The organism is Pontibacter aydingkolensis, from assembly GCF_019443125.1.
Classification (GTDB): Bacteria; Bacteroidota; Bacteroidia; order Cytophagales; family Hymenobacteraceae; genus Pontibacter; species Pontibacter aydingkolensis.
Map to the genome: position 1 here is coordinate 68,739 of NZ_JAHYXK010000010.1, position 21,328 is coordinate 90,066.

18 protein-coding genes are annotated in these 21,328 nt (G+C 43.0%); 12 read left to right on the forward strand and 6 right to left on the reverse strand.

The genetic code is table 11. From position 1 onward, the window contains the following. The first annotated feature begins 47 nt into the window (after window positions 1-47). The 3 genes from K0O23_RS12915 to K0O23_RS12925 all read left to right on the forward strand — a co-directional run bounded on the left by K0O23_RS12915 (window position 48) and on the right by K0O23_RS12925 (window position 4,196). Complete coding sequence (locus K0O23_RS12915; protein WP_219877844.1) at window positions 48-830, forward strand: DUF1573 domain-containing protein; 783 nt, start codon at window positions 48-50, stop codon at window positions 828-830. A gap of 241 nt (window positions 831-1,071) precedes the next feature. Then, a complete protein-coding gene (gene ald, locus K0O23_RS12920; RefSeq protein ID WP_219877845.1) occupies window positions 1,072-2,184 on the forward strand; it encodes an alanine dehydrogenase in 1,113 nt (370 codons plus the stop codon). 203 nt (window positions 2,185-2,387) lie between these two features. Beyond that, a complete protein-coding gene (locus K0O23_RS12925; protein WP_219877846.1) occupies window positions 2,388-4,196 on the forward strand; it encodes an LTA synthase family protein in 1,809 nt (602 codons plus the stop codon). A gap of 152 nt (window positions 4,197-4,348) precedes the next feature. On the opposite strand, the gene K0O23_RS12930 is transcribed toward K0O23_RS12925, so the two are convergent. Beyond that, window positions 4,349-4,798 carry a type I restriction enzyme HsdR N-terminal domain-containing protein gene (locus tag K0O23_RS12930; RefSeq protein WP_219877847.1) on the reverse strand — a complete coding sequence of 150 codons (450 nt, stop codon included), beginning with the start codon at window positions 4,796-4,798 and terminating at the stop codon, window positions 4,349-4,351. 89 nt (window positions 4,799-4,887) lie between these two features. Here K0O23_RS12930 and K0O23_RS12935 point away from each other — a divergent pair, with 89 nt between their 5' ends. Both K0O23_RS12935 and K0O23_RS12940 read left to right on the forward strand, forming a co-directional pair. After that, window positions 4,888-5,661, forward strand: coding sequence for an AMP nucleosidase (locus K0O23_RS12935; protein ID WP_219877848.1), 774 nt, complete (start codon window positions 4,888-4,890; stop codon window positions 5,659-5,661). Between the two features lie 21 nt (window positions 5,662-5,682). Continuing rightward, window positions 5,683-7,344 carry an amidohydrolase gene (locus tag K0O23_RS12940; RefSeq protein ID WP_219877849.1) on the forward strand — a complete coding sequence of 554 codons (1,662 nt, stop codon included), beginning with the start codon at window positions 5,683-5,685 and terminating at the stop codon, window positions 7,342-7,344. Between the two features lie 298 nt (window positions 7,345-7,642). Here K0O23_RS12940 and K0O23_RS12945 read toward each other — a convergent pair whose 3' ends face one another. The 4 genes from K0O23_RS12945 to K0O23_RS12960 are packed head-to-tail and all read right to left on the reverse strand — an operon-like array spanning window position 7,643 to window position 13,493. Continuing rightward, entirely contained in the window at window positions 7,643-8,971 is a 1,329-nt protein-coding gene (locus K0O23_RS12945; RefSeq protein WP_219877850.1) for an MFS transporter, read from the reverse strand. 54 nt (window positions 8,972-9,025) lie between these two features. Then, window positions 9,026-10,510: a hypothetical protein gene (locus tag K0O23_RS12950; RefSeq protein ID WP_219877851.1), complete on the reverse strand. Its 1,485-nt coding sequence runs from the start codon at window positions 10,508-10,510 to the stop codon at window positions 9,026-9,028. Between the two features lie 5 nt (window positions 10,511-10,515). Next, window positions 10,516-12,060: a hypothetical protein gene (locus K0O23_RS12955; protein WP_219877852.1), complete on the reverse strand. Its 1,545-nt coding sequence runs from the start codon at window positions 12,058-12,060 to the stop codon at window positions 10,516-10,518. Further along, window positions 12,021-13,493 (reverse strand): hypothetical protein, encoded by a 1,473-nt coding sequence (locus K0O23_RS12960; RefSeq protein ID WP_219877853.1) that lies wholly within the window; start codon window positions 13,491-13,493, stop codon window positions 12,021-12,023. The genes K0O23_RS12955 and K0O23_RS12960 overlap by 40 nt, the downstream gene beginning before the upstream one ends. A 335-nt stretch (window positions 13,494-13,828) precedes the next feature. Here K0O23_RS12960 and K0O23_RS12965 point away from each other — a divergent pair, with 335 nt between their 5' ends. The 5 genes from K0O23_RS12965 to K0O23_RS12985 all read left to right on the forward strand — a co-directional run bounded on the left by K0O23_RS12965 (window position 13,829) and on the right by K0O23_RS12985 (window position 18,761). Further along, entirely contained in the window at window positions 13,829-14,002 is a 174-nt protein-coding gene (locus tag K0O23_RS12965) for a hypothetical protein (protein WP_219877854.1), read from the forward strand. A gap of 67 nt (window positions 14,003-14,069) precedes the next feature. Further along, window positions 14,070-15,785, forward strand: coding sequence for an ABC transporter substrate-binding protein (locus K0O23_RS12970; protein WP_219877855.1), 1,716 nt, complete (start codon window positions 14,070-14,072; stop codon window positions 15,783-15,785). 9 nt (window positions 15,786-15,794) lie between these two features. Continuing rightward, entirely contained in the window at window positions 15,795-17,183 is a 1,389-nt protein-coding gene (locus K0O23_RS12975) for an ABC transporter permease (protein ID WP_219877856.1), read from the forward strand. Then, window positions 17,180-18,256 carry an ABC transporter permease gene (locus K0O23_RS12980; protein WP_219877857.1) on the forward strand — a complete coding sequence of 359 codons (1,077 nt, stop codon included), beginning with the start codon at window positions 17,180-17,182 and terminating at the stop codon, window positions 18,254-18,256. The genes K0O23_RS12975 and K0O23_RS12980 overlap by 4 nt, the downstream gene beginning before the upstream one ends. Before the next feature lie 238 nt (window positions 18,257-18,494). Continuing rightward, window positions 18,495-18,761 carry a hypothetical protein gene (locus K0O23_RS12985; protein WP_219877858.1) on the forward strand — a complete coding sequence of 89 codons (267 nt, stop codon included), beginning with the start codon at window positions 18,495-18,497 and terminating at the stop codon, window positions 18,759-18,761. A 71-nt stretch (window positions 18,762-18,832) separates the two neighbouring features. On the opposite strand, the gene K0O23_RS12990 is transcribed toward K0O23_RS12985, so the two are convergent. Further along, a complete protein-coding gene (locus tag K0O23_RS12990; protein ID WP_219877859.1) occupies window positions 18,833-19,294 on the reverse strand; it encodes a SpoIIAA family protein in 462 nt (153 codons plus the stop codon). Between the two features lie 272 nt (window positions 19,295-19,566). Between K0O23_RS12990 and K0O23_RS12995 the strand changes: the two genes are divergently transcribed. Next, window positions 19,567-20,043 (forward strand): LexA family protein, encoded by a 477-nt coding sequence (locus tag K0O23_RS12995; RefSeq protein ID WP_219877860.1) that lies wholly within the window; start codon window positions 19,567-19,569, stop codon window positions 20,041-20,043. Further along, complete coding sequence (locus K0O23_RS13000) at window positions 20,040-21,302, forward strand: Y-family DNA polymerase (protein ID WP_219877861.1); 1,263 nt, start codon at window positions 20,040-20,042, stop codon at window positions 21,300-21,302. The genes K0O23_RS12995 and K0O23_RS13000 overlap by 4 nt, the downstream gene beginning before the upstream one ends. Window positions 21,303-21,328: the final 26 nt, after the last annotated feature.

Below are 21,328 nucleotides of genomic sequence, written 5' to 3' on the forward strand. Positions count from 1 at the left end.
GGGCGTAACCAGATATTTTTTACTAAATTTTTGCTTTCTTTAAGCATATGAAAAGAAATCTTTACTTATTATTGCTACTTTGCTTTATATTTGTTGCTGGCTCAGCCAGTGCGCAGGGTGAGTTAAAGTTTGAGAAAGAAACGCACGATTTCGGTACAATTGCCGAAGGCACACAGGCTGCTTACGAGTTTAAGGTTAAAAATGTAGGCAACCAACCGGTAATTATTTCTGCGGTTCAGCCATCTTGCGGCTGCACCACCCCAGACTGGACTAAAGAGCCTATTCTGCCGGGCAAAACTGGCACGATAAAAGCGATGTATAACAGTACGGGCCGGCCGGGCCCATTTCATAAGTCCATTACTATTACGTCTAATGCGGCAACTCCTAACCAGGTTTTGTACATTAAAGGCGAGGTTGGACCAAAAGATTTGAAAACTAGCTACACGCCGGAACAAAAAGCAATGTCGCCGCGTTTGGCAGTTGGAAGTACCAATTACAACTTCGGCAAACTTGAAAAAGGCCAAAAAGCTGTAGCTAAATTTACAGTAAAAAACAATGGGCGGCAGGCTCTTGTTATACAAGGTGTAAAGGTAGCTTGCAATTGTGTAAGCTTCCAGGTTTCACAGCCATCATTAAAGCCCGGACAAACGGCAACTTTGGAACTTACCTACGTTCCGATGATGTTAAAGGAGCAAAATGAGGTAGTAACCATTATTTCTAACGATATAGTAATGCCAGACCTGAAGCTAACGCTAAAGGCAAATGTAGTAGAGAGTCTGGCCTCAAAGAATATGTTAAGGGAGGGCAACCAGCCGGTACCTTTCAGATAGTTTTTTTCATAGTTTTATTTTGTACTAATGGCAGTGATTTTATCGCTGCCTTTTTTCATTTACAAGGGTCTGGGTTTATACTTTCAACTCAAACTAAATTGCACTCTTTTAGAGCAATTCCTACCTAAAAATCAAACACTTAACAAGCTCTTCTCTTTTGTCCTTTTATTTAAGGTAACTTGTGGTATATTTGCGCAACTTTAACAAAAACCAACACAGTTTACTATAAATTAAGAACGACATGATTATTGGTGTTCCTAAGGAAATTAAGAATAACGAGAACCGCGTAGGTGTTACTCCTGCTGGTGTAGTAGAACTGGTGCGCAATGGCCACACAGTTTATGTACAGTCTACTGCCGGCGAGGGTAGCGGATTTACAGATGATATGTACGAAGGCGCTGGTGCTACAATACTTCCAACTATTGAGGATGTATATAGTATCGCTGAGATGATCATCAAGGTAAAAGAGCCGATTGAGTCTGAATATAGCCTGATCAAGGAAGACCAGTTGTTGTTCACTTACTTCCATTTTGCTTCTTACGAGCCGCTTACGCACGCCATGATTAAGCAGAAAGCTGTTTGCCTTGCCTACGAAACTGTAGAACGAGCTGACAGAAGCTTGCCTTTGCTTGTTCCAATGTCAGAGGTTGCCGGCCGTATGTCTATCCAGGAAGGTGCTAAATACCTGGAGAAGCCGCTTAAGGGACGTGGTATACTTTTAGGTGGTGTACCGGGTGTGCGCCCTGCCAAAGTTATGATCCTGGGTGGTGGTGTAGTAGGTACAAACGCTGCTAAAATGGCTGCTGGTATGGGTGCAGATGTAACTATACTGGATACCAACCTGGCAAGACTGCGTTACCTTGATGATGTAATGCCTGCCAACGTGAACACGTTCATGTCGAACGAATACAACATTCGTGAACTGCTTTCTACGCACGACCTGATCATTGGTGCTGTGCTTATCCCAGGCGCTAAGGCTCCTCACCTGATCACCAGAGACATGCTGAAGGATATGCGCCCAGGTACTGTGGTAGTAGACGTGGCTGTTGACCAGGGTGGCTGTATTGAAACCTGCAAGCCAACTACACACGAGAACCCTACTTACATTATTGATGATGTGGTTCACTACTGCGTGGCGAACATGCCAGGTGCTGTACCTTATACTTCTACGCTTGCGCTTACCAACGCTACCTTGCCTTACGCTATTCAGTTGGCAAACAAAGGCTGGAAGCAGGCTTGCGCAGACAGCAACGAACTGAAACTAGGCTTGAACGTGGTTCAGGGCAAAGTTGTGTACAAAGGTGTTGCAGAAGCATTTAACCTGGATTACACACCAGTTGAGTCTGTACTATAAGCTTTAAGCTTTTATACTTACAGAGCGCCTTTCTGACTTGTGTCGGGAAGGCGCTCTTCTTTTATGCACGAAATTACCTTTATCTTTGTAGTTAGATTGTTACCTGTAGCGAGTAAGTTGCATTTTTGAAAAGATTATACTTGATGTTTGATAGTTCTCTAAAGTTGTTGTTACGCAGACTGGGCCTTCTTCTGGTCTTTTACATGCTGCTTCGGCTTCTGTTTTATACTTTCAATTACAGCGCGTTTGCTGATGCATCGGCGGGGCAAACGTTTCTGGCTTTTATCTACGGCCTGCGCTTCGATATTGCTGCCATCACCATCATAAATGCACCGTTTATACTTTCATCGATTTTCCCGTGGGGCAATACGCTAAATCCGGTTTACCAGCGTGTGCTAAAAGTATGGTTTATACTCACCAATGCGCCATTTATTGCCCTGGCGTTGGTAGACGTAGAGTTTTTTAAGTTTATCGGGAAGCGCTCCAGCAACGAGGTAGCTACCATTACAGCTGACATAGCAGACCAGTTGGGCCAACTCATGCAGAACTACTGGTTTGTTGTGCTCGGCTTCATATTTATTGTTTATTTATTTGCTAAAGTATACCCTACACTAAGGCAACCTTACACTTTCCAAAAAAATATAATGCTGCGTGCTATGCGGCTTTTGTTTGTGGCAGCACTTGCAGTGTTGGCCATACGTGGTGGCTGGCAGCTAAAGCCATTGCGCGTAAGCCATGCGTTTATACTTGAGCCTGCCTCTCTTGGGCATTTATCACTAAACAGCCCTTTCACGTTTATTAAAGGCATTGGAAAGGTGCAGCTGGAGCAGAAAAATTACTTCCCGGACCAGCAGAGTTTACTTGCAGCCATGGCTTTTGACCCGACAAAGTATAGCCAGCAGGATGGTGAGCAGTTAAAGGAAAATGTAGTCATTATTATACTTGAAAGTTTTGCCGCAGAATATGTTGGTGCACTAAACAATGGCAAAGGCTATACTCCGTTCCTGGATTCGATGGCAACACAGGGAGTACTTTTCAACAACGCCTTTGCCAATGGCCGTAAGTCTATCGAAGCGCTGCCGTCTGTATTGTCTGGTATACCCTCGCTGATGCAGGACCCTTATATTACATCTACTTACCAGGCCAACAAAATTCATGGTATAGGTACTGTGTTACAGGAAGCTGGCTATAATACAGCTTTTTTCCATGGTGCTGCCAATGGTACTATGGGTTTTAACAATTACTCAAAGCTGGCCGGGATACAGGAGTATTATGGCCTTGATGAATATCCATCTGAAAAACGAGCCAAGGATTTTGATGGTCTCTGGGGCATTTTTGATGAGCCATACCTGCAATATGTGGCAACTAAGCTAAACGACAGCGATAAACCGTTTTTTGCTACCCTGTTTACCCTAAGTTCTCACCAGCCGTACACCGTACCAGCAAAGTATAAAGGCCGTTTCCCACAGGGTGAGTTGGAGATACACGAATCTATTGGCTACGCAGACCATGCATTACGTGAGTTCTTTAAAACGGCATCTAAGCAGCCCTGGTATAATAATACGCTGTTTATACTTACTGCAGACCATACCCAGAAAAGTTTAGATCCAGCCTACCAAAATGAATTAGGTTATTATCGAGTACCACTACTGCTCTTCCACCCTGGTAAAAGGCTTCAAAGTATAAACCCGGAGCAAATTGCCCAGCATACCGATATACTTCCAACTATAGTCGATTACCTGAACATCAACACCAACAAAGTGCTCCCTTTCGGAAAATCATTGTTAAACAGTACAACCACCGGAAACGCCATACTTTTTAATGGCAACTCATACTTACTCGTGCAGCAGAACGCCGTAACAGAGCTTACTTTAGATGATCAGGTCCGTTTTTATACTTTCCCAGACTTTGTCCCAACCTCCTCTCCTGCCCCGGCTTCGGAGCAACAGCTAAAAGCTTACGTACAGTATTTCAGGAGCGGGATGGTGAATAACAGGCTTTATTTGGAATAATTTTGAATGAGTGAATGAGTGATTGAGTGGATGTATAATTGAATAGTCTTCACTCTGTCATTTCGACCTTCGGGAGAAATCTGAAATAGTGTAGAACTGCGAAATGCTCCAGACTTCTCACTAGCGTTCGAAATGTCAGGAAAATTATTCACTCATTCAAAACTGCAAAGAGGTATCTCCTGTAGCGGTTCAAACTTTCTTGTTTCAAAATCTACCTGCCAGCAAAAATGTTGCAGGCCATTCGTAATAACCACAAACTCTGCCTGTAGTGTCTGGTTGTATACAGAAACCTGTTTCACAACATCCTGCGTAATGGGTACGTAAGCAGCTTTGCACTCTACGAGCAGGTGCGGCTTACCCTGTTGGTTATATACACAGAGATCAGTGCGTTTTTGTAAGGTGTTGTAACTGGTGCCGCGCTCTATACTTACCAGGCCTTTAGGGTAGCCCAATGTGCCGATCAGGTAATGCACAAAATGCTGCCGTACCCACTCCTCAGGCGTAAGTACAACGTTTTTTCGGCGCAGGGCATCAAAAATCAGGTAATTAGCGCCGGATTTTGTAATTTTGTATTTAAATGGTGGCAAGTTGAGTGCTTCCATGCCGCAATTTAGCCATTTTTATTATGCTCCGCCCCAGTAGCTATCCTACTAAGGCGGATTTTTTATATCAAATTACTTAACTTGACATTATGAAGACCAAAGATGAAATAGTTAGCGATTGGTTGCCCCGGTACACCGGCGTGCCTCTCGATGAGTTTGGTGAGTACATTCTGCTTACTAACTTTATAAATTACGTTAGAATGTTTGCCGACCGGTTCGGTGTAGAGATACGCGGCCTTGATAAGCCCATGCAAACAGCTACAGCCAATAACATCACCATTATCAACTTTGGTATGGGTAGTGCCATGGCTGCCACCGTTATGGACCTGCTATCTGCCGTTAAACCTAAGGCTGCTTTGTTTCTGGGCAAGTGCGGTGGCCTGAAAAGAAAAACGCAGATAGGCGACCTTATACTTCCGATCGCAGCTATTCGCGGCGAGGGTACTTCTGACGACTATCTGCCACCTGAAATTCCTGCGCTTCCGTCATTCCGTTTGCAGCGTGCCGTTTCGTCTATGATCAAAAAACACGAAATGGACTATTGGACCGGAACGGTTTATACTACAAACCGCCGTGTTTGGGAGCACGATGATGACTTTAAAGAATACCTGCGCCAGATACGCGCCATGGGTATCGATATGGAAACTGCCACTATTTTCACGGTTGGGTTTATTAACGAAATCCCACATGGTGCCTTGTTGCTTGTTTCAGACAACCCGATGATACCGGAGGGTGTGAAGACATCTGAAAGTGATAAACTAGTAACTACAAACTATGTAGAGAAGCACCTGAGCATTGGTATCGATTCTTTAACAGAGCTTATCAACACCGGCGACTCCGTAAAACACATGCGCTTCGAATAAAAGGCACGACCACCAACCCTTATGACCAGAACCTTACGCAACTTTGCTGCTGCCTTATTGTTAGGCGCAGCTACTTTAAGTGCCTGCACCAGCACCCAGACAGGCACAGAGCAAGCCGACCTGATCGTGTATAACGGCACGGTATATACTGTTAACGATAACTTCGATACAGCCGAGGCATTTGCCGTGAAAGACGGCAAGATCATAGCTGTGGGCACATCAGAAGATATCCGTGGGAAGTATAAAGCCGCCGAAGAACTTGATGCCGAAGGCAAAGCCGTTTACCCTGGCTTTATCGATGCCCACGCACATTTCTACCGTTATGGTTTGGCGCTACAGTCTGCTGATCTAGTGGGTACTGAGTCGTTTAAGGAGGTGGTGCAGAAAGTAACGGAGCAGCGCCAGAAGTTTCCGGATACCGAATGGATAACAGGCCGTGGCTGGGACCAGAATGACTGGGCTGTTAAGGAGTTCCCGACGAAGGATACCCTGGACAAGCTGTTTCCGGATGTGCCGGTTATACTTACCCGCGTAGATGGCCATGCTGCTCTGGTTAACCAAAAGGCGCTAGATCTGGCAGGTATCACACCAAAAACCAAAATGGTAGGCGGACTGGTTGAGGTAGAAGGCGGTAAAATGACCGGTATACTGGTCGATAATGCTATTGACCTGGTATCGGCTAAAATTCCGGAGGCGGACGAAGCAGATAAACGCCAGGCCCTTAAAAACGCTGAAGCAAACTGTTTTGCAGTTGGCCTAACGTCTGTAGATGATGCCGGCCTGGATAAGTCTACGATAGACCTGATGGACGACATGCATAAAAAAGGGGAAATGCAGATGCGTATTTATGCCATGCTAAACCCTAGTAAAGAGAACCAGGATTACTACTTTAAGAATGGCCCTTACAAAACCGACAGGCTGAACGTGCGCTCATTTAAAGTGTATTCTGATGGTGCACTAGGATCCAGAGGTGCCAACCTGCTAAAGCCATACGCTGACAAACACAATCACTATGGCTTTTTACTGGCTTCAGAGCAAGAGTTTCGTGACCTGGCAAAGCTAATGAACCAGCACGGTTTCCAGATGAACACGCATGCAATTGGCGACTCTGCTAACCGTTTGCTGTTAAATATTTATGGCGAAGTATTAGGCGGCAAAAATGACAAACGCTGGAGAATTGAGCACTCCCAAATCATCAACCCAGCCGATATGAACAAGTTTGGCCAGTACAGCATTATCCCGTCGGTGCAGCCAACGCATGCTACTTCGGATATGTACTGGGCCGGCGACAGACTGGGTAAGGAGCGTATCAAGCATGCTTATCCGTTCAAGCAATTGTTGCAGCAGAATGGCTACATCCCGCTGGGTACCGACTTTCCTGTAGAAGATATTAACCCATTTTATACTTTCCACTCGGCAGTAGCACGCCAGGATGCAAAAAACTGGCCATCAGCCGGTTTCCAGATGGAGAACGCACTGAGCCGCGAAGAAGCTTTAAGAGGCATGACAATCTGGGCAGCCAAGTCTAACTTCGAAGAGACTGAGAAAGGAAGTATAGAACCAGGTAAATTCGCTGACTTTATACTTGTAGATAAAGACCTGATGAAAGTAAAGCCTGAGGAGATGCGCGGCCTACAGGTACTTTATACTTACCTGAACGGCAAGCAAGTTTATAAGAAGTAAGAGTTATAGAGTTTAAGGCTCTACCTGAAATTGAAAATCCCGCTGGAGGTTATACTTCAGCGGGATTTTTGTTTTGATGGATCCTATTACTCTAGATGGTCGGTCTACCCTTTCTAGCGTAAGTGTTTAGCGCAGCGCCACTTGTGACTTTTCATGATGGGAAGTCTTCAGACTTCCGTGAGTAATGTTATATACTTTTAAATGGCTTCTATTGCAAACTTCAAGATGCACTGCCTTGTAGCAAACAAGGCGCAAAGTATTGCGTCTCTACATCTCCAACGACTAATAACCAAGATAACTATACTTTAGCCGGCTCCTTTACTTCAGCCTGGGGCTCCAGAGATTTCTTGCCCTTTATCTTAAACAAAAACATCAGACCCAGAGCAAAGAAGACGATCAGGGCAAGTATACTGTTGCGCATAGAGCCTGTTATCTGAGCAATGGCACCATATGCCAGTGTACCCAGTACAATAGATACTTTCTCGGTTACATCATAAAAGCTAAAGTATGAAGCATGATCATGTGTGGTGGCCGGTATAAGTTTAGAGTAAGTAGAACGAGACAGCGACTGTATACCACCCATTACCGAACCGACAATAGCAGCCAGTACATAAAAATCGAACTCGCCACGAATAAAGTAGGCGCCAATACAAATGCCTATCCAGATAATAACAGCTACAATAAGGGCTCTGATGTTGCCGTACTTACCAGAAAGTATGGCAAAAGCATAAGCACCGCCGATTGCCACCAGTTGTATGATCAGGATAGTAGTAATAAGCGCGTTGCTCTCCAGGTTAAGCACTTCAATTCCGAAGATAGTAGCCACATACATTACTGTTTGCACCCCCATGTTGAAGAAGAAATAGGCCAGCAGGAAACGCTTCAGCATGGGTAGTTGCTTTACCTGGCTCAGTACCTTTTGCAGTTCTTTAAAGCCGTTTAATACCCAGCTGCCCTCTGGCCTGCGGTGGTACACATTGCTGGGCAGGTGGTAAAAAGTATACTGTGCAAACCCAAACCACCAGATGCCTGTTGTTAAAAAAGCGATGCGAGGTGGCAGCGATTTATTTTCCGGAGCTATTCCAAAAAATGCCGGCTCCAGGATCATGGCAAGGTTAAAAATCAACAGCAAAACGCTCCCGATGTACCCCATCGAAAAGCCTTTGGCACTTAGCCTGTCATATTGGTCTTCGGTGGCGATCTCGGGTAAGTATGAATTATAAAAAACGATACTACCGCTAAACCCTATAGAGGCCATCACAAAAAGTATAACCGACACGGTAAAGGTTTCACGGGTAAAAAAGTATAACCCGGCACACGAAATGGAGCCCAGATAGCAGAACAGCTGCATAAACAGCTTTTTGCGTCCGCTGTAGTCGGCAATGGCCGTGAGCAGTGGGCTTATCAGGGCAATAATCAGAAACGCCCCCGAAATGGCATAGGAAAAGAGCACTGAGCTCTCCAGGCTAAACCCGAAGAAACTCACAATAGAAGTACCATCCGGATTTTCGGCAACCGCGCTATAATAGATCGGAAAAATAGTGGAGGTAATTACCAGCGAATAAACAGAGTTGGCCCAATCATAAAAGCACCAGGCGCGGGTAACAGTGGGATTGTTCTTTTCCATACTTGAAAAATAGCAAAAATATCAACACCATCACCCTGCCATACGCCCAGAATATTAATTCTTTACCCGATGCGGGTGTATTTCCAGCACAAGTTCCCACAGGTGCTCGTAAGGTACTATCTCCACTTCACCAATTGGATCACGGGGCGTAGGCGTGTTCTTTAGCTTCTCCAGCAAGGTAGCTCCTTTTTCCTCTAGTTTATCTCCCTCCCCTTTCATACTTAAAAGCAGCAAACGGATAAATAGTCTGGCCCGGGATCCTGCTTCACCTTTCAGATACTTGGATGTGTATTTGCTAAAGCGCGCGCTATACATATCCATATCTTCCGCATCCAGTTTTGGCAGGTTTTCCAGGTACTCCAGTATAAGCAGCGGAAGATTGTACCCTTCTTTATCTTTGGAGATAATGGAGGTTTCAAGTTCTTTTAAAGAAAATGAGACGTTATTATTAATCGGTGCTTTATTAGAAATTAAATAGACATACTTCTCAAGCATGCCCCACATTTCTCTCATCGAGGCTCTGGGATACTCCAGTGCGCCCTTACTAATTGCTAGAGCACACAGCTTAACTGCCAAAGTATAATCTTTACTATAGAGTGCTAAGATCACGTAATTTTCCAGGAAAGCAAACCAGTTGTTTGAGCCTTCCCGAAAGTTCTTCAAGTATAAATTAGCATAATACAGCCCATCTGCCAACTGCCCTAATCGTAGGTAAGTGTAAACTAAAATATAGTTGTTAAAACGCTCATTAAACCAATGCTCGTTAATTAAACCATCAGCTAACAATTGTTGAGCTTCTTTTATAACTGTAATTACACCCTCATAATCCCCTGTAAGTTCGCAATAAGCAGTGCGCATCATATGGTAAAAATCAAACACTTTAGATGAGCCAGAGGCCTCCCACAAACTTTTTAATAAGGCCAGCGATTCACAATAGGCTTCGGTTTGCTTCCTGTAATTGCTTAGGTTAAAGTTTACCTCGAATTTAAGCTTGTTATAAATAAGTAAAGCCTCGCGCTCTTGTGTCTCCAGAGAAAAGTAACGCTGTAACAGTGCAAAGTTCTGATCAAATTTTCCTCTATTGTTGGATATCAGGTCAGTATCCTGTTTTATTTCGTACGCTTTAGTTAATATATCATTCAACTCTGCTTTCTGTGCAATTACAATAACTTGGTCAGCAAGCTTTTCGGCCATATAAGGTTCGCCTAAATACGCCAGTTTTTGTGCCTGTAGTAAAAGAGAGGAGCACTCAGCATGCACGATTCTACACTTTCTGAAATGGTTTTCGGATAGTTCTGCGAAAAAAAGGTTATTGAGCAGTTTTTTCCGCAGCCTCGACTTCAGCATCCGGTAACTCGGTGATATTTTTTGCTCACCATACAGGTATGTACACGCCTCCTCATCTGTTAGCGCCTCATTATTTTTTATAAACTGGTAAAGTTTGCTCTCCAGGCCTGTATAATCAGAGTGGTCTATCAAAGGCATTACCTTAGGAGTATTATCGGCAATAACCTTAACAAGTCGTTTTAAATCTTGCATCCAAATTAACGTTGGCTTCTTTTAGAATGTAACTCCAGCACTAACTCCCACAGATGTTCGTAAGGAACGATTTCCACTTCAGCAACAGGATCGTGGGGCGGTGGCGTGTTTTTCAGCTCCTCCAGCAAAGCAGCACCTTTTTCCTGCAGTTTATTTCCCTCCGTTCTCATACTTAAAAGTAACATCCTTATAAATAGCCTGGCCCTTGCCCAAATCTCACCTTTCAGGTACTTGGATGAGTATTTGCTAAAGCGGGCTATATACTGTTCCATATCCTCAGTATCCAGTTTAGGTAGGTCTTCCAGGTATTCTAAAATCAGCAACGGTAAATTAAGGCCTTCTTTGTCTTTGGAGATGATAAGGGTTCTGTATTCCGTTTCGTATGATATATCTAAAGATTGATCCTGTACGAGTAGCTGTGTATACCTTAACAATAAACCCAGCATCTCTTTAAATCTTGGCAGTAGATTGTTAAATAAATCATTTTCAGAAGCTGTTTTGCTTATTTCCAGAGCTAATCCATAGTTCTTACTATGTAGTGCCAGTATTAAGTAGTTTTCTAAAAAAGCGAACCAGTTATTAGAACCTTTTTGGAAAGAACTTAAGTAAAGCTTTGCGTAATGTAGTCCAGCAGTATACTGCCCCAATCTAAGGTAAGCATATACTTTAATGTAGTTATGAAAGCGATGGTTTACCCAGATATCGTTAATCAGGCCTTTAGCGTTTAAATCTTCGGCCTCTTCGATAGCTAATATTATTCCTTCATAATCACCATAAATTTCACAGTGCCCTATATGCAACATGTGATAATAATCATAAATGTATGAGGATCCTGTACTTTCCCAGAGTTCCTTTAGTTTAAGCAGCTTATCAGTGTAAGTTGCCCCCTGCTTTCTGCTATTACTAATATTTATACTTACTTCGAATTTTAACTCATTATATAGGATATTAGCCTCTCGTTCTTTTGAGTCTAAATAATAGTAGTGCTTCAGCAGCCCCAATGTTTTTTCGAATCTATCTCTGTCATTTGATAGTAAAACAAAGTGTTGCTTTACCTCATACGCTTTGGCAAGTATATCATTCAACTCAGCTTTCTCTGCTATCACAATTACTTGGTCGGTTAATTTATCTGCCAAAGTATAATCTCCAAGCATCATTAATTTATTTGCCTGCTGAATAAGAGTAAGACACTCCGCTTGATGAATTCTATATAGTCTAAGATGGCTTTCAGATATCTCAGTAAGGATCAGGCTATTGAGCAGTTTTTTCCGCAGCCTTGACTTCAGCATGCGATAACTTGGCGTTAGTTTATCTTCACCATACAAATACAAACATGCTTCTTTATCGGTAAGGCTCCTACTATCTTTTATAATATTATACAGCTTGCCCTCGAGGCTTACATTGTCGAATTGATCTATTACAGGAAGAACTTTGGGTGTATTGTCTGCAATAATCTCAACTAACCTTTTTAACTCTTGCATTATTTCAAAAGCTGGGTAAATACAAAAGTTTAATATCTTTTCTGAAGAACGTCTAAGATTAACTCCCACAGATGTTCATAAGGCACAATCTCAATTTCAGCGTATGCATCCCCAGGGGGTGGCATATCGCTCAATTTTTCAAAATTCTTTCTTCCTTTTTTGCGGATGCTTTCAGCATCGAAGTCTTCTGTAACAGATAGGATAAGCAGCTTGAGGAATAGCTTACTCCTTAGGCTAAAGGTATCTTTTAAATGCGTATGCACATATTTCTTTAAGCTTTCAATTCTGTACAGAAGAGCTTCAAGATCTCTTCTTTGAAGAAAATAGAAGAATTGAAGTATCAATATGGCAACATTAAACCCTTGTTTATCTTTACTATACTCAGGTAGTGAAATTAAATAAGGATTACTGATTTTCTTTAGATACAGGTTCCCATTTATAATAGATAAGTATGCCTGATACAGCTGCCACCTTTCTTTAGCAGTTGCAGATATCTTACTATAAGAGTTATTAGTGAATACTTTATCTAAAAGTAGACTGGCTAATTCATACTTCTGTGAATGAAGAGCTAATAGAAAGTAGTTTTCTAAATAGTTAAACAGATTATGTGTGTTATTAAAATCTGGTAAATATTTTTCCGCATAGAATAGTCCCTTTTTATAATCTGCGGCTTTTAAATGTGCATATACGAGAACATACTTGTTAAAGCTTGAATCAAACCTCTGCGCACAAACTTCCCCATTTTCAAGCAGCTTTTCAGATAGGATTGTAAGCTCAACAATTTTAGAGAAATCACCTATCAGTTCATAGTAGCTAATGTGAGTCTTGTAGTATGCGTTGAAAGCGTCAAATGTTTTGCTTTTCTTCCAAAGTACTTCCAGCTTCCTTACATCTTTCTCAAGTTGCGGCAAGTACTCCCTTCTTGATTTAATCGATTTGTTTAACTTAATTTTAATGACTTGAAATAAGTTGACAGCATCTCTTTCATACGCTTTCTTACGCATCAAACTGTCTAGTTCCTTTCTATTTCTCTCAAAGTCTTTGTATGAGCCAGATTCAGAGTTACAGAATAATAAAATTTCTAATGCTGCTATCTTAAAATTTGTGAAATCAAATTCATTAGCTATACTTATTATCTTTCTTGCATTTAACTCAGCCAATCTGTAGTCAATCTGCTTTAAAAACAGGTTTGCATGGTGCAATAACAAGAAACATTCCTGCTCACCCTGTACATACGGCTTTACTTTTAACTTTTGATAATTAATTAAAAACAGATTGTTATAAAACTTCTTTTTTACCCTATGTTTTAGCATCTTGTACCGAACATCATTAGGATTCGAGTTATAAAGTTCCAAGGCAGCTTCTTCATCTGTTTCATAGCTCTTTTGTATCAGCTTATCAACAAAGAATCCCTCTTTTCCTTTTAAATCTTTATCAGGTAAAGAGCTAGAAATGCTATTGCAGAATGTTACCATTCTGGAAAGTGAAATCAATTCATTCATTGGTTAACGATTAATAAAAGCTATCAATAATGATATAATGCTGTTAGAACAGAAGTAAGCTTATGTTACTTTCAGACTATTTCCTTCTTTAATAATAAAAGCTAAAAACTTTAAATTCAATGGCTGGCATCTGATCTCTAAGTTACTTTATTAGATTTTAAGACTAAAACAAAATGACCAAACAAGCTGCTAAGCAAATATTATAAGCTGCTAATATAACAAAGTGAAAAGATATATTCGCATAAACCAAGTTACTTTCTTCACAAAACTTTCATTTAAAATGAAAGTAGCTTATGGCATATTTGTAATACTATAACTTTAAAACCTGAAATCTTATGTTATCTACCATCATCGCAATAGTTATCGCCATAGTTACCGGAACAACACCAGGTCAGCCAACTACGCAAGATCCTGCAAAACCTACAACTGAGACTAAAGGAAAAGATAAAACTACTTCTGATCCTGCAGCAGGTACATTTGGAGGAAGTGTTGTTTGGATCGAAGGTTAATCTACCTTTAGATTAATTTTTCTATCTTGCCCTCAGTTAAATAACACCCTATAGGATCTTTATTTAAATGAGGAAAGTAATTTTATTCCTGCCGCTTCTTTTATTAACTCTCAGCTTTTGCAGCCAACCGCAACAAGGGCTGAACGAAGTAAAAGTTAGACTACCATTAGAACCAGAAACACTTAGCCCGGCAAATTATGCCGGAGCTGAGGCAGTGCAGATTATCAATCTGCTGTTTCAAAGCTTATTGGTAGTTGATCTGGAGAAAGACAAATTGCAACCAGCGTTAGCTACTAATATGCCTTCCATAGTTAGGCAGGACTCGCTAACGCTGTTTACTTATGAGCTAAGAGAGAATGCCACCTGGTCTGACGGCTCCCCCGTAACAGCAGGTGACGTTGCTTTTACCTTAAAGGTGCTGAAAGCCCCTTTGGTGAACAATGATCGAATCAAACCGCAAGTCGAGTTCATCCGTGATATCCGGCTTGATAATACGAATCCGAGAAAGTTCACTTTCGTGTGTGTAGGGTATGCTCCTGAAATGGAGCTCCTGACTGGTGATTTTTTCATACTACCGTCTTACCTGTTCGACCCTCAGGGACTACTGAAGTCGATACAGGTTGCGGATCTTAGCGACGATCTTTCCGGGCTAGAAAACAATGCGGACTTAAAAGCTTTTGCCGATAAGTTCAATGCCATTAATTTTAAGAACGACAAAGCTTTGTTACAGGGCAGTGGTGGTTACCTGCTGGATAACCATACCCCTGGCCAGTATCTTGTATTGCAGCGCAAGCAAAACTGGTGGGGCAACGAATCCCACCTGTCTCATCTGACTGCAAAACCGGAACGCATCAGCTTCCATATTATACCAGACAATACTACAGCGCTGCTGGCTCTAAAAAATCAGCAGTTGGATGTACTGGATAATATACCGGCTGCTGAGTTCGACCAGTTTAAAGCAGATAAAGCTTTTACCAAAAACTTTGCCCTGCATACGCCCGATGCCTATGAGTGCACTTACGTAGGCCTGAACAGCAGACTCGCTAAATTTGCTGATAAGCGTACCAGACAGGCCATAGCCCAACTGCTGGATGTAAACAGCATGATACAAGTATCGCAGCAGAGCTATGCCACCCCAACGGTAAGCATCATCCCCCCATCTATTAAAGAGTATTATAACAATAGTCTTAAAGCCAGAGAGTACAATTTAGCTAAGGCTAAAAGCCTTTTGAGTGCAGCCGGATGGAGCCGGGAGCAGGATGGCTGGTACAAGATCATCAATGGTAAAAAAACCAGGCTTACTATAGAGGTAGTTTACCGTGCCGGCAACACCAATTTCGAGAACGCTGCGCTGGTCTTTCAGCAAGGCGCAGCCAAAGCAGGCATACCGGTTACGCTTCAGGCTATGGAAAACAGCCTTTTAAGCCAGAAGTTAAAGGCCCATGAGTTTGACATGTTCTTCCGCTCCCTTTCGGGTAATCCCTTCGCCTTTAATTTTAAAGGATTGCTTGGCACGTCTGCAGCACAACTAGGAGGCCCTAACTACACTGGCTTCGGAGACCAGGCCAGCGACAATTTGCTGGATGATATAAACGCAGCCGAAACCACAGCAGAAAAGGCTAAATTACTGAAGCAATTCCAGGCCACTTTGTATGATGAAGCTACCTTTATTCCGCTATACTATCAGAAAGAGAGAATAGCAGTGCATAATCGCTTTACCAACACTAAAATATCGGGACTGTCTCCTAACTACGACGTTAGCGCTTTTACACTCAAAAATTAACAGCGCCCAATGCTGCAGTACATTTTCAAGCGTTTCCTGCTGTCTTTGCCTGCGCTCTGGCTGCTGGTTACGCTCGTGTTTTTACTGAGCAGGCTATTAACAGGAACACCCGGGGAGGAACAGATCTTACAGGATGGCGGCGGGTTTTACAGCAAAGGCAGCACTGCCAGCCGGGAGAAGGCCTACATAAGTTACCTGGAGCGCACTGGGCAAAACCTGCCACTTTTCTATTTTACCATAAAGGCCACCCCCGAACCGGATACGCTGCACCTGGTACACCCCGAGGCGCACAGAACTTTCTTGAAGCAGTTGCACTGGCAGTATGGCAACCCTGTAGCTGTAAACCGATACTTTACAAGTATAAAAAACCTGGAGCAGGCGCTGGGCACAGCACACAAAAACCACTTCCAGCCATACTTTGAAAGTCTGTACCAAACCACCTCACCCGAAATTATAAAACAGGCGCTTGCCTCGTTCCCGAAAGTAGTGTCCAATGCTTCTATTAATACAGAGGTGGCAGAATGGGAGGCTGCTGGCGAAAATTTAATCCAGGAACAAAACACCTATACTTACCTCCTTCCCTCTTTCCGGTGGCATGGTACTGCAAACCAATATCACATATGGTTTATAAATGCATTACAGGGAGATATGGGAATTTCTTTCCGTGACAGCCGGCCGGTAAACACCATACTTTACGATGCCATGGCAAATACCTGGTGGCTGATACTGATAAGTATAATAGTGGCTTTTATGATTTCCTTTGAACTGGGAATGCTGCTGGCAATGCCTCAAAGTATAAAACTCCGGAAACTTCTGCTTCCCTCCCTTTTTATTATTGACAGTATTCCCCTTTTCCTGCTGGCGCTGCTCCTGCTTGTACTGCTGGCTACGCCATCCTTTCTGCAGCTTTTCCCGGTGTTTGGCCTTGGGTACCATACAATGCAGGGAGGTTCGTGGCTGCAGCGAATCGGTATACTTTCTCAGTACATGGCCTTGCCCGCCATCTGCCTTACGCTAAGCAACATTCCATACTTAACCAGCCTTATTTACAGGTCTTTCTCCGAAGAGAGTAAAAAAGACTATGCCAGGACTGCCAAAGCAAAAGGTTTTTCAGAGCGCCAGGTTATAAGAACCCAACTGCTGCGTAACACGCTGCTACCCACCATTACGGTATTATCTGAGGCCTTGCCAGCGCTTGTGGCAGGTGCTATCGTGGTAGAAACCATCTTTGCCATACCGGGGATGGGCCGGCTGTTGGTAGATGCCGTTTTAGCCAGAGACTACCCTGTTATAGTTGCCATTGTACTGGTGGTAGCGGTTTTCCGGGTAGTTTTATACTTACTGGCCGATGTAGGCTACAGCCTTGCTGATCCCCGTATAAGACACGCCGCCTCATGATACAGCTACTCACTGGTTTTAAGCAGCTCTGGCACGAAAAGCTTGCGTTTAAAATAGCGGCATCATACATGCTGCTGCTATTGGCACTTGTACTGGCACTGCCTGTTTTACCGATAGCTTACAGCCCAAACGAACTGGACCTGCATTATACTTTTGCCCGCCCACTTACAAAGGGCAGCGATGCATGGCACTGGCTTGGAACAGATGTGCTGGGCCGGGATGTGTGGGCAAACATACTTTACGGTGCCCGCTCCGCGATGATGATCAGTTTTCCGGTGATGCTATTCTCTACAGTGCTGGGGCTGGTAGCTGGAACAAGTGCAGGTTTTTTCGGGAATAACAGTTTAAAGGTCAGTCGTGCTGCTGCACTAGTTTCAGTGCTTTCTCTTTCAGCCATTTTCTACTATGCCTTATATCTGCCACTTAGCCTGCATAGCACTGATTTGCCTTTAAAGTATACATGGCTAAGCTTACTGTTTTTGCTCCTTATACTTTTGGTGCTACACAAAGCTCTGTTGCCGCTCTTAAAAAAATGGAGATTTGCCGAAGTTCAATTATCTCTTCCTCTTGATTATCTGGTGCTTCGGCTTACCGAGGCTTTTACAAGTATACCCCGGCTACTGCTCATACTGGCACTTGCTTCTTTCCTGCAGCCATCAGTGGTGTTACTTTCCATCATTTTCGCTGCCACTTTCTGGACTTCTACCGCACGCCTGGCAAGGGCCGAAATGCTAAAGATCAAGCAGCTACCATATTTCGAAGCAGCTCAAAGCATAGGTGTGCCCCGGATGCAACTGCTTGCCAGGCATGCTTTGCCCAATATGCTTGGGCCGGTTGTGGTAACCTTTACATTTGGCTTAGCAGGGCTTTTGGCTTTAGAGTCTACGTTATCTTTTCTGGGAATCGGGGTGCCGGGCACTTTCGTAAGCTGGGGCAGAACCATCGCCGGTATCCGTTCCAATACATCAGCCTGGTGGCTGGTTGTGTTTCCTGGCATTGCACTTGCCGCCACCGTTTGGGCCTTACAAACGATCAGTTATCACCTGTTAAACTATTTTGGAGAAAGAAAGTAGCTTATTTCCATGTTACCTTTTGCATCTTTTCCTCCGAAAATCAACCTGAACTACTTTACCCCGCATCAGCTAAAAACTGCTTTATAAGCACTTTACATTGCATGATAATGCAACACACATACAAATACCGGCAATATACCGCACAATTCTAATGTTACTCTGTGTTGTAAAATTTCCTGTTACCTAATAGTACAACCTGTTATCATTGTATCAAATAAGACCCAAAACCCATCGACACATGATCAATTGTACTGTTACCCCTTTAGCCAAGCGTATGGCAAACAACAGTTATGGCAAATCTTGTCTGCCGTTGTCGTCACCTGCTAAGAAAACAAACATGCAGGAAGAAGTTTTTGATTTCTCTACTATTGATGGTGGTGTAATTACTTACAATGCCGGAACTAAAGCCATCAGTAACGGAGCAGGAATTTTTATCGGAGATTATTTTGTAGGCATAAGCGATAGTTACCATTCTATCAGCAACCTGCCTTTTGTGCGTTACTAATACTATACTTTGAGTACTATTATCCTTACTAAAATTGGTTAGTTAATTTTTAATTTGTTGGTTGTTTGTGTTTAGATTAAGCTGAGTGCCCTGCAGTCCCCCCTGTAGGGCATTCGCTCTTTAAAGGGTTCTGTGGTAAACAGCCATTCCATCGCTTCCTCTCTCTCCCTAAATGTTTTCATTTCGAAGTTGTACAGGTGCTCCTGGTCAATAGCCCTGATAATGCCGCTTACAATATACTGCTGTATATCGGTGGGATAGGCTATGCGCGCGAACCTCTTTATACTTGTGCTGGCCAGCAAGGGCACGTAAAAATCCCGTATCCAGGTTTCGTCTGTTGCTTTGGCTGCTTTAGATAGCCTGTCATCCATTAAAAAATAGCCAACGTCTTTCTCCTTAAGTATTGTAGCCACATCCTGTAAACTTTCCTGTAGCTCTGATGCGGAAACATGGCCATGCCACACAACTTCTAACAGGCTTAATGCTTCCAGATATTTACAGGTATAGAAATGCTTTACTTTTATAGACTCCATATATTGTTATAACACAACAAGTTATATGATACGCATTTATAGTAATTACCTATGTGCTATTCACTCTAAATAAAAGGGCCTTGGCGAATAAAATCTGCTCTTTTTTATACTTTCTGTATATTAAGTCATACTATAGTACAATTTTGTTTTGCTCCTTTCCTTTATTTTCTTCAAACAATTTCTTCAGAAAACAGTATATAGTTGCTAAATATATTAGTATTTAATATATAAAATCAGTTATATTGCACACCTTATACTAACAATATTAGCTAATGATACTGGAAACTGTAATGCGAAACGCCAATGGTACTGTTTTCGGGAAAGCATATTATCCGGACCTACAGGACGATATAGAGCTGGCCTTGTTTGGCAATAGCGTTGCCTGTGGTTTTCCCTCCCCTTCCGCAGATTACATCGAGGAAACCATTAACCTGAACAAGCACCTTATCCGCAATCCATCCTCTACTTACTTTATAAAGGCAAGCGGAGAATCTATGCGCGAGGCCTGCATACGCGACACAGACCTGCTGATAGTAGATAAGTCTATCAAAGTGAAAAACGGGTATCCTATTGTGTGCTGGCTGAACGGAGGCTTTACCATTAAAACCTACCGGAAAGAAAAAGACAAAATATACTTAGAGCCTGCCAATCCCAATTACCAGAAAGTAGAACTGGCCGAGGGCATGGACTTTACTTTCTGGGGTGTTGTGTCTTACTCTATCCACAATTGCCTTACAAGTATGTTATGATAGCCTTAGTGGATTGCAACAACTTTTACGCCTCCTGTGAGCGGGTATTTAACCCCGCCATAAGAAACAAGCCTGTAGTGGTACTGAGTAATAACGATGGCTGTGTGATTGCCCGCTCCGCAGAATCTAAGGCCTTAGGCATAAAGATGGGCGAGCCATACTTTATGCTAAAGGAGCAGGTAAAGCAACATGGCATAGAGGTGTTTAGCAGCAATTATACTTTGTATGGCGACATGAGCAACCGGGTAATGAAAACACTGGCGGAGTTTACACCGAACCTGGAAGTATACAGCATTGACGAATCTTTTCTGGACCTGGGCCACTTCTACAGCAAAGATCTACAGCAGTACGCCTGGGAGATAAAAAATACGGTGTTCGATTGGACAGGCATACCCGTAGGCATTGGCGTGGCCAAAACAAAAACACTGGCCAAAATAGCCAACAGGCTGGCCAAGAAAAGCAATAAGGCTAACGGGGTGCTTGTACTTCAGGAGCCGGAACATGTAAAGGCAGCTTTAGAAAGAACCGAGGTAGACGATATATGGGGTATTGGCAGGCAGCATGCCCGGTTTCTGAGGAACAACAACATTACCACAGCCTACGACCTGACCCTGCAAAACGACAGCTGGGTAAAAAAACACTTGACCATTGTGGGATTGAGACTAGTAAAGGAATTGCGGGGCGAGCCTTGCCTGGAACTGGAGGAGGTAAGCTCTCCTAAAAAGAACATCTGCACCTCCCGTAGCTTTGGCAGCCCTGTTAAAAACCTCTGCAGCCTGGAAGAGGCAACTGCCCTATATGCTTCAAAATGTGCCTATAAACTAAGGCAGCAGGGCAGCTGTGCCAGTGCTATTACCGTGTTTATCACAACTAACACCTTTGCCAACACCAAACAATACTATAACTCCAGAACTATACAGGTACCCACTCCTGTTAACAGCGACCTGCACCTGATTCAGTATGCCAGTATAGCCCTGAAAAGCATTTATGTAGAAGGGTATATCTACAAAAAGTGTGGGGTTATCGTTTCGGACCTGGCACCAGAGAATACTATGCAGTTAAGTTTATTTGATGGCGCCGATACAGGCAAGCACCGGGACTTAATGAAAACACTTGATAATCTTAATGGCAAGTATGGCAAAAGTATGGTTAAATCGGCTGCACAAGGAAAAAAAGATGCTAGCTGGCTTTTAAAAAGTGAGCAACTCTCCCCCTGCTACACAACTAAACTCAATGATGTTATAGTGGCCAGACTTTAGGTTAAAGAGACTACTCTGAACAATAG

Excerpts from the sequence above, each read along its gene's own strand:
- K0O23_RS12935 (WP_219877848.1), top strand. The coding sequence starts at position 4,888 with ATGAAGACCAAAGATGAAATAGTTAGCGATTGGTTGCCCCGGTACACC.
- K0O23_RS12960 (WP_219877853.1), bottom strand. The coding sequence starts at position 13,493 with ATGAATGAATTGATTTCACTTTCCAGAATGGTAACATTCTGCAATAGC.
- K0O23_RS12965 (WP_219877854.1), top strand. The coding sequence starts at position 13,829 with ATGTTATCTACCATCATCGCAATAGTTATCGCCATAGTTACCGGAACA.
- K0O23_RS12940 (WP_219877849.1), top strand. The coding sequence starts at position 5,683 with ATGACCAGAACCTTACGCAACTTTGCTGCTGCCTTATTGTTAGGCGCA.
- K0O23_RS12980 (WP_219877857.1), top strand. The coding sequence starts at position 17,180 with ATGATACAGCTACTCACTGGTTTTAAGCAGCTCTGGCACGAAAAGCTT.
- K0O23_RS12950 (WP_219877851.1), bottom strand. The coding sequence starts at position 10,510 with ATGCAAGATTTAAAACGACTTGTTAAGGTTATTGCCGATAATACTCCT.
- K0O23_RS12985 (WP_219877858.1), top strand. The coding sequence starts at position 18,495 with ATGATCAATTGTACTGTTACCCCTTTAGCCAAGCGTATGGCAAACAAC.
- K0O23_RS12915 (WP_219877844.1), top strand. The coding sequence starts at position 48 with ATGAAAAGAAATCTTTACTTATTATTGCTACTTTGCTTTATATTTGTT.
- K0O23_RS12945 (WP_219877850.1), bottom strand. The coding sequence starts at position 8,971 with ATGGAAAAGAACAATCCCACTGTTACCCGCGCCTGGTGCTTTTATGAT.
- K0O23_RS12995 (WP_219877860.1), top strand. The coding sequence starts at position 19,567 with ATGATACTGGAAACTGTAATGCGAAACGCCAATGGTACTGTTTTCGGG.
- ald (WP_219877845.1), top strand. The coding sequence starts at position 1,072 with ATGATTATTGGTGTTCCTAAGGAAATTAAGAATAACGAGAACCGCGTA.
- K0O23_RS12930 (WP_219877847.1), bottom strand. The coding sequence starts at position 4,798 with ATGGAAGCACTCAACTTGCCACCATTTAAATACAAAATTACAAAATCC.
- K0O23_RS13000 (WP_219877861.1), top strand. The coding sequence starts at position 20,040 with ATGATAGCCTTAGTGGATTGCAACAACTTTTACGCCTCCTGTGAGCGG.
- K0O23_RS12990 (WP_219877859.1), bottom strand. The coding sequence starts at position 19,294 with ATGGAGTCTATAAAAGTAAAGCATTTCTATACCTGTAAATATCTGGAA.
- K0O23_RS12925 (WP_219877846.1), top strand. The coding sequence starts at position 2,388 with ATGCTGCTTCGGCTTCTGTTTTATACTTTCAATTACAGCGCGTTTGCT.
- K0O23_RS12970 (WP_219877855.1), top strand. The coding sequence starts at position 14,070 with ATGAGGAAAGTAATTTTATTCCTGCCGCTTCTTTTATTAACTCTCAGC.
- K0O23_RS12975 (WP_219877856.1), top strand. The coding sequence starts at position 15,795 with ATGCTGCAGTACATTTTCAAGCGTTTCCTGCTGTCTTTGCCTGCGCTC.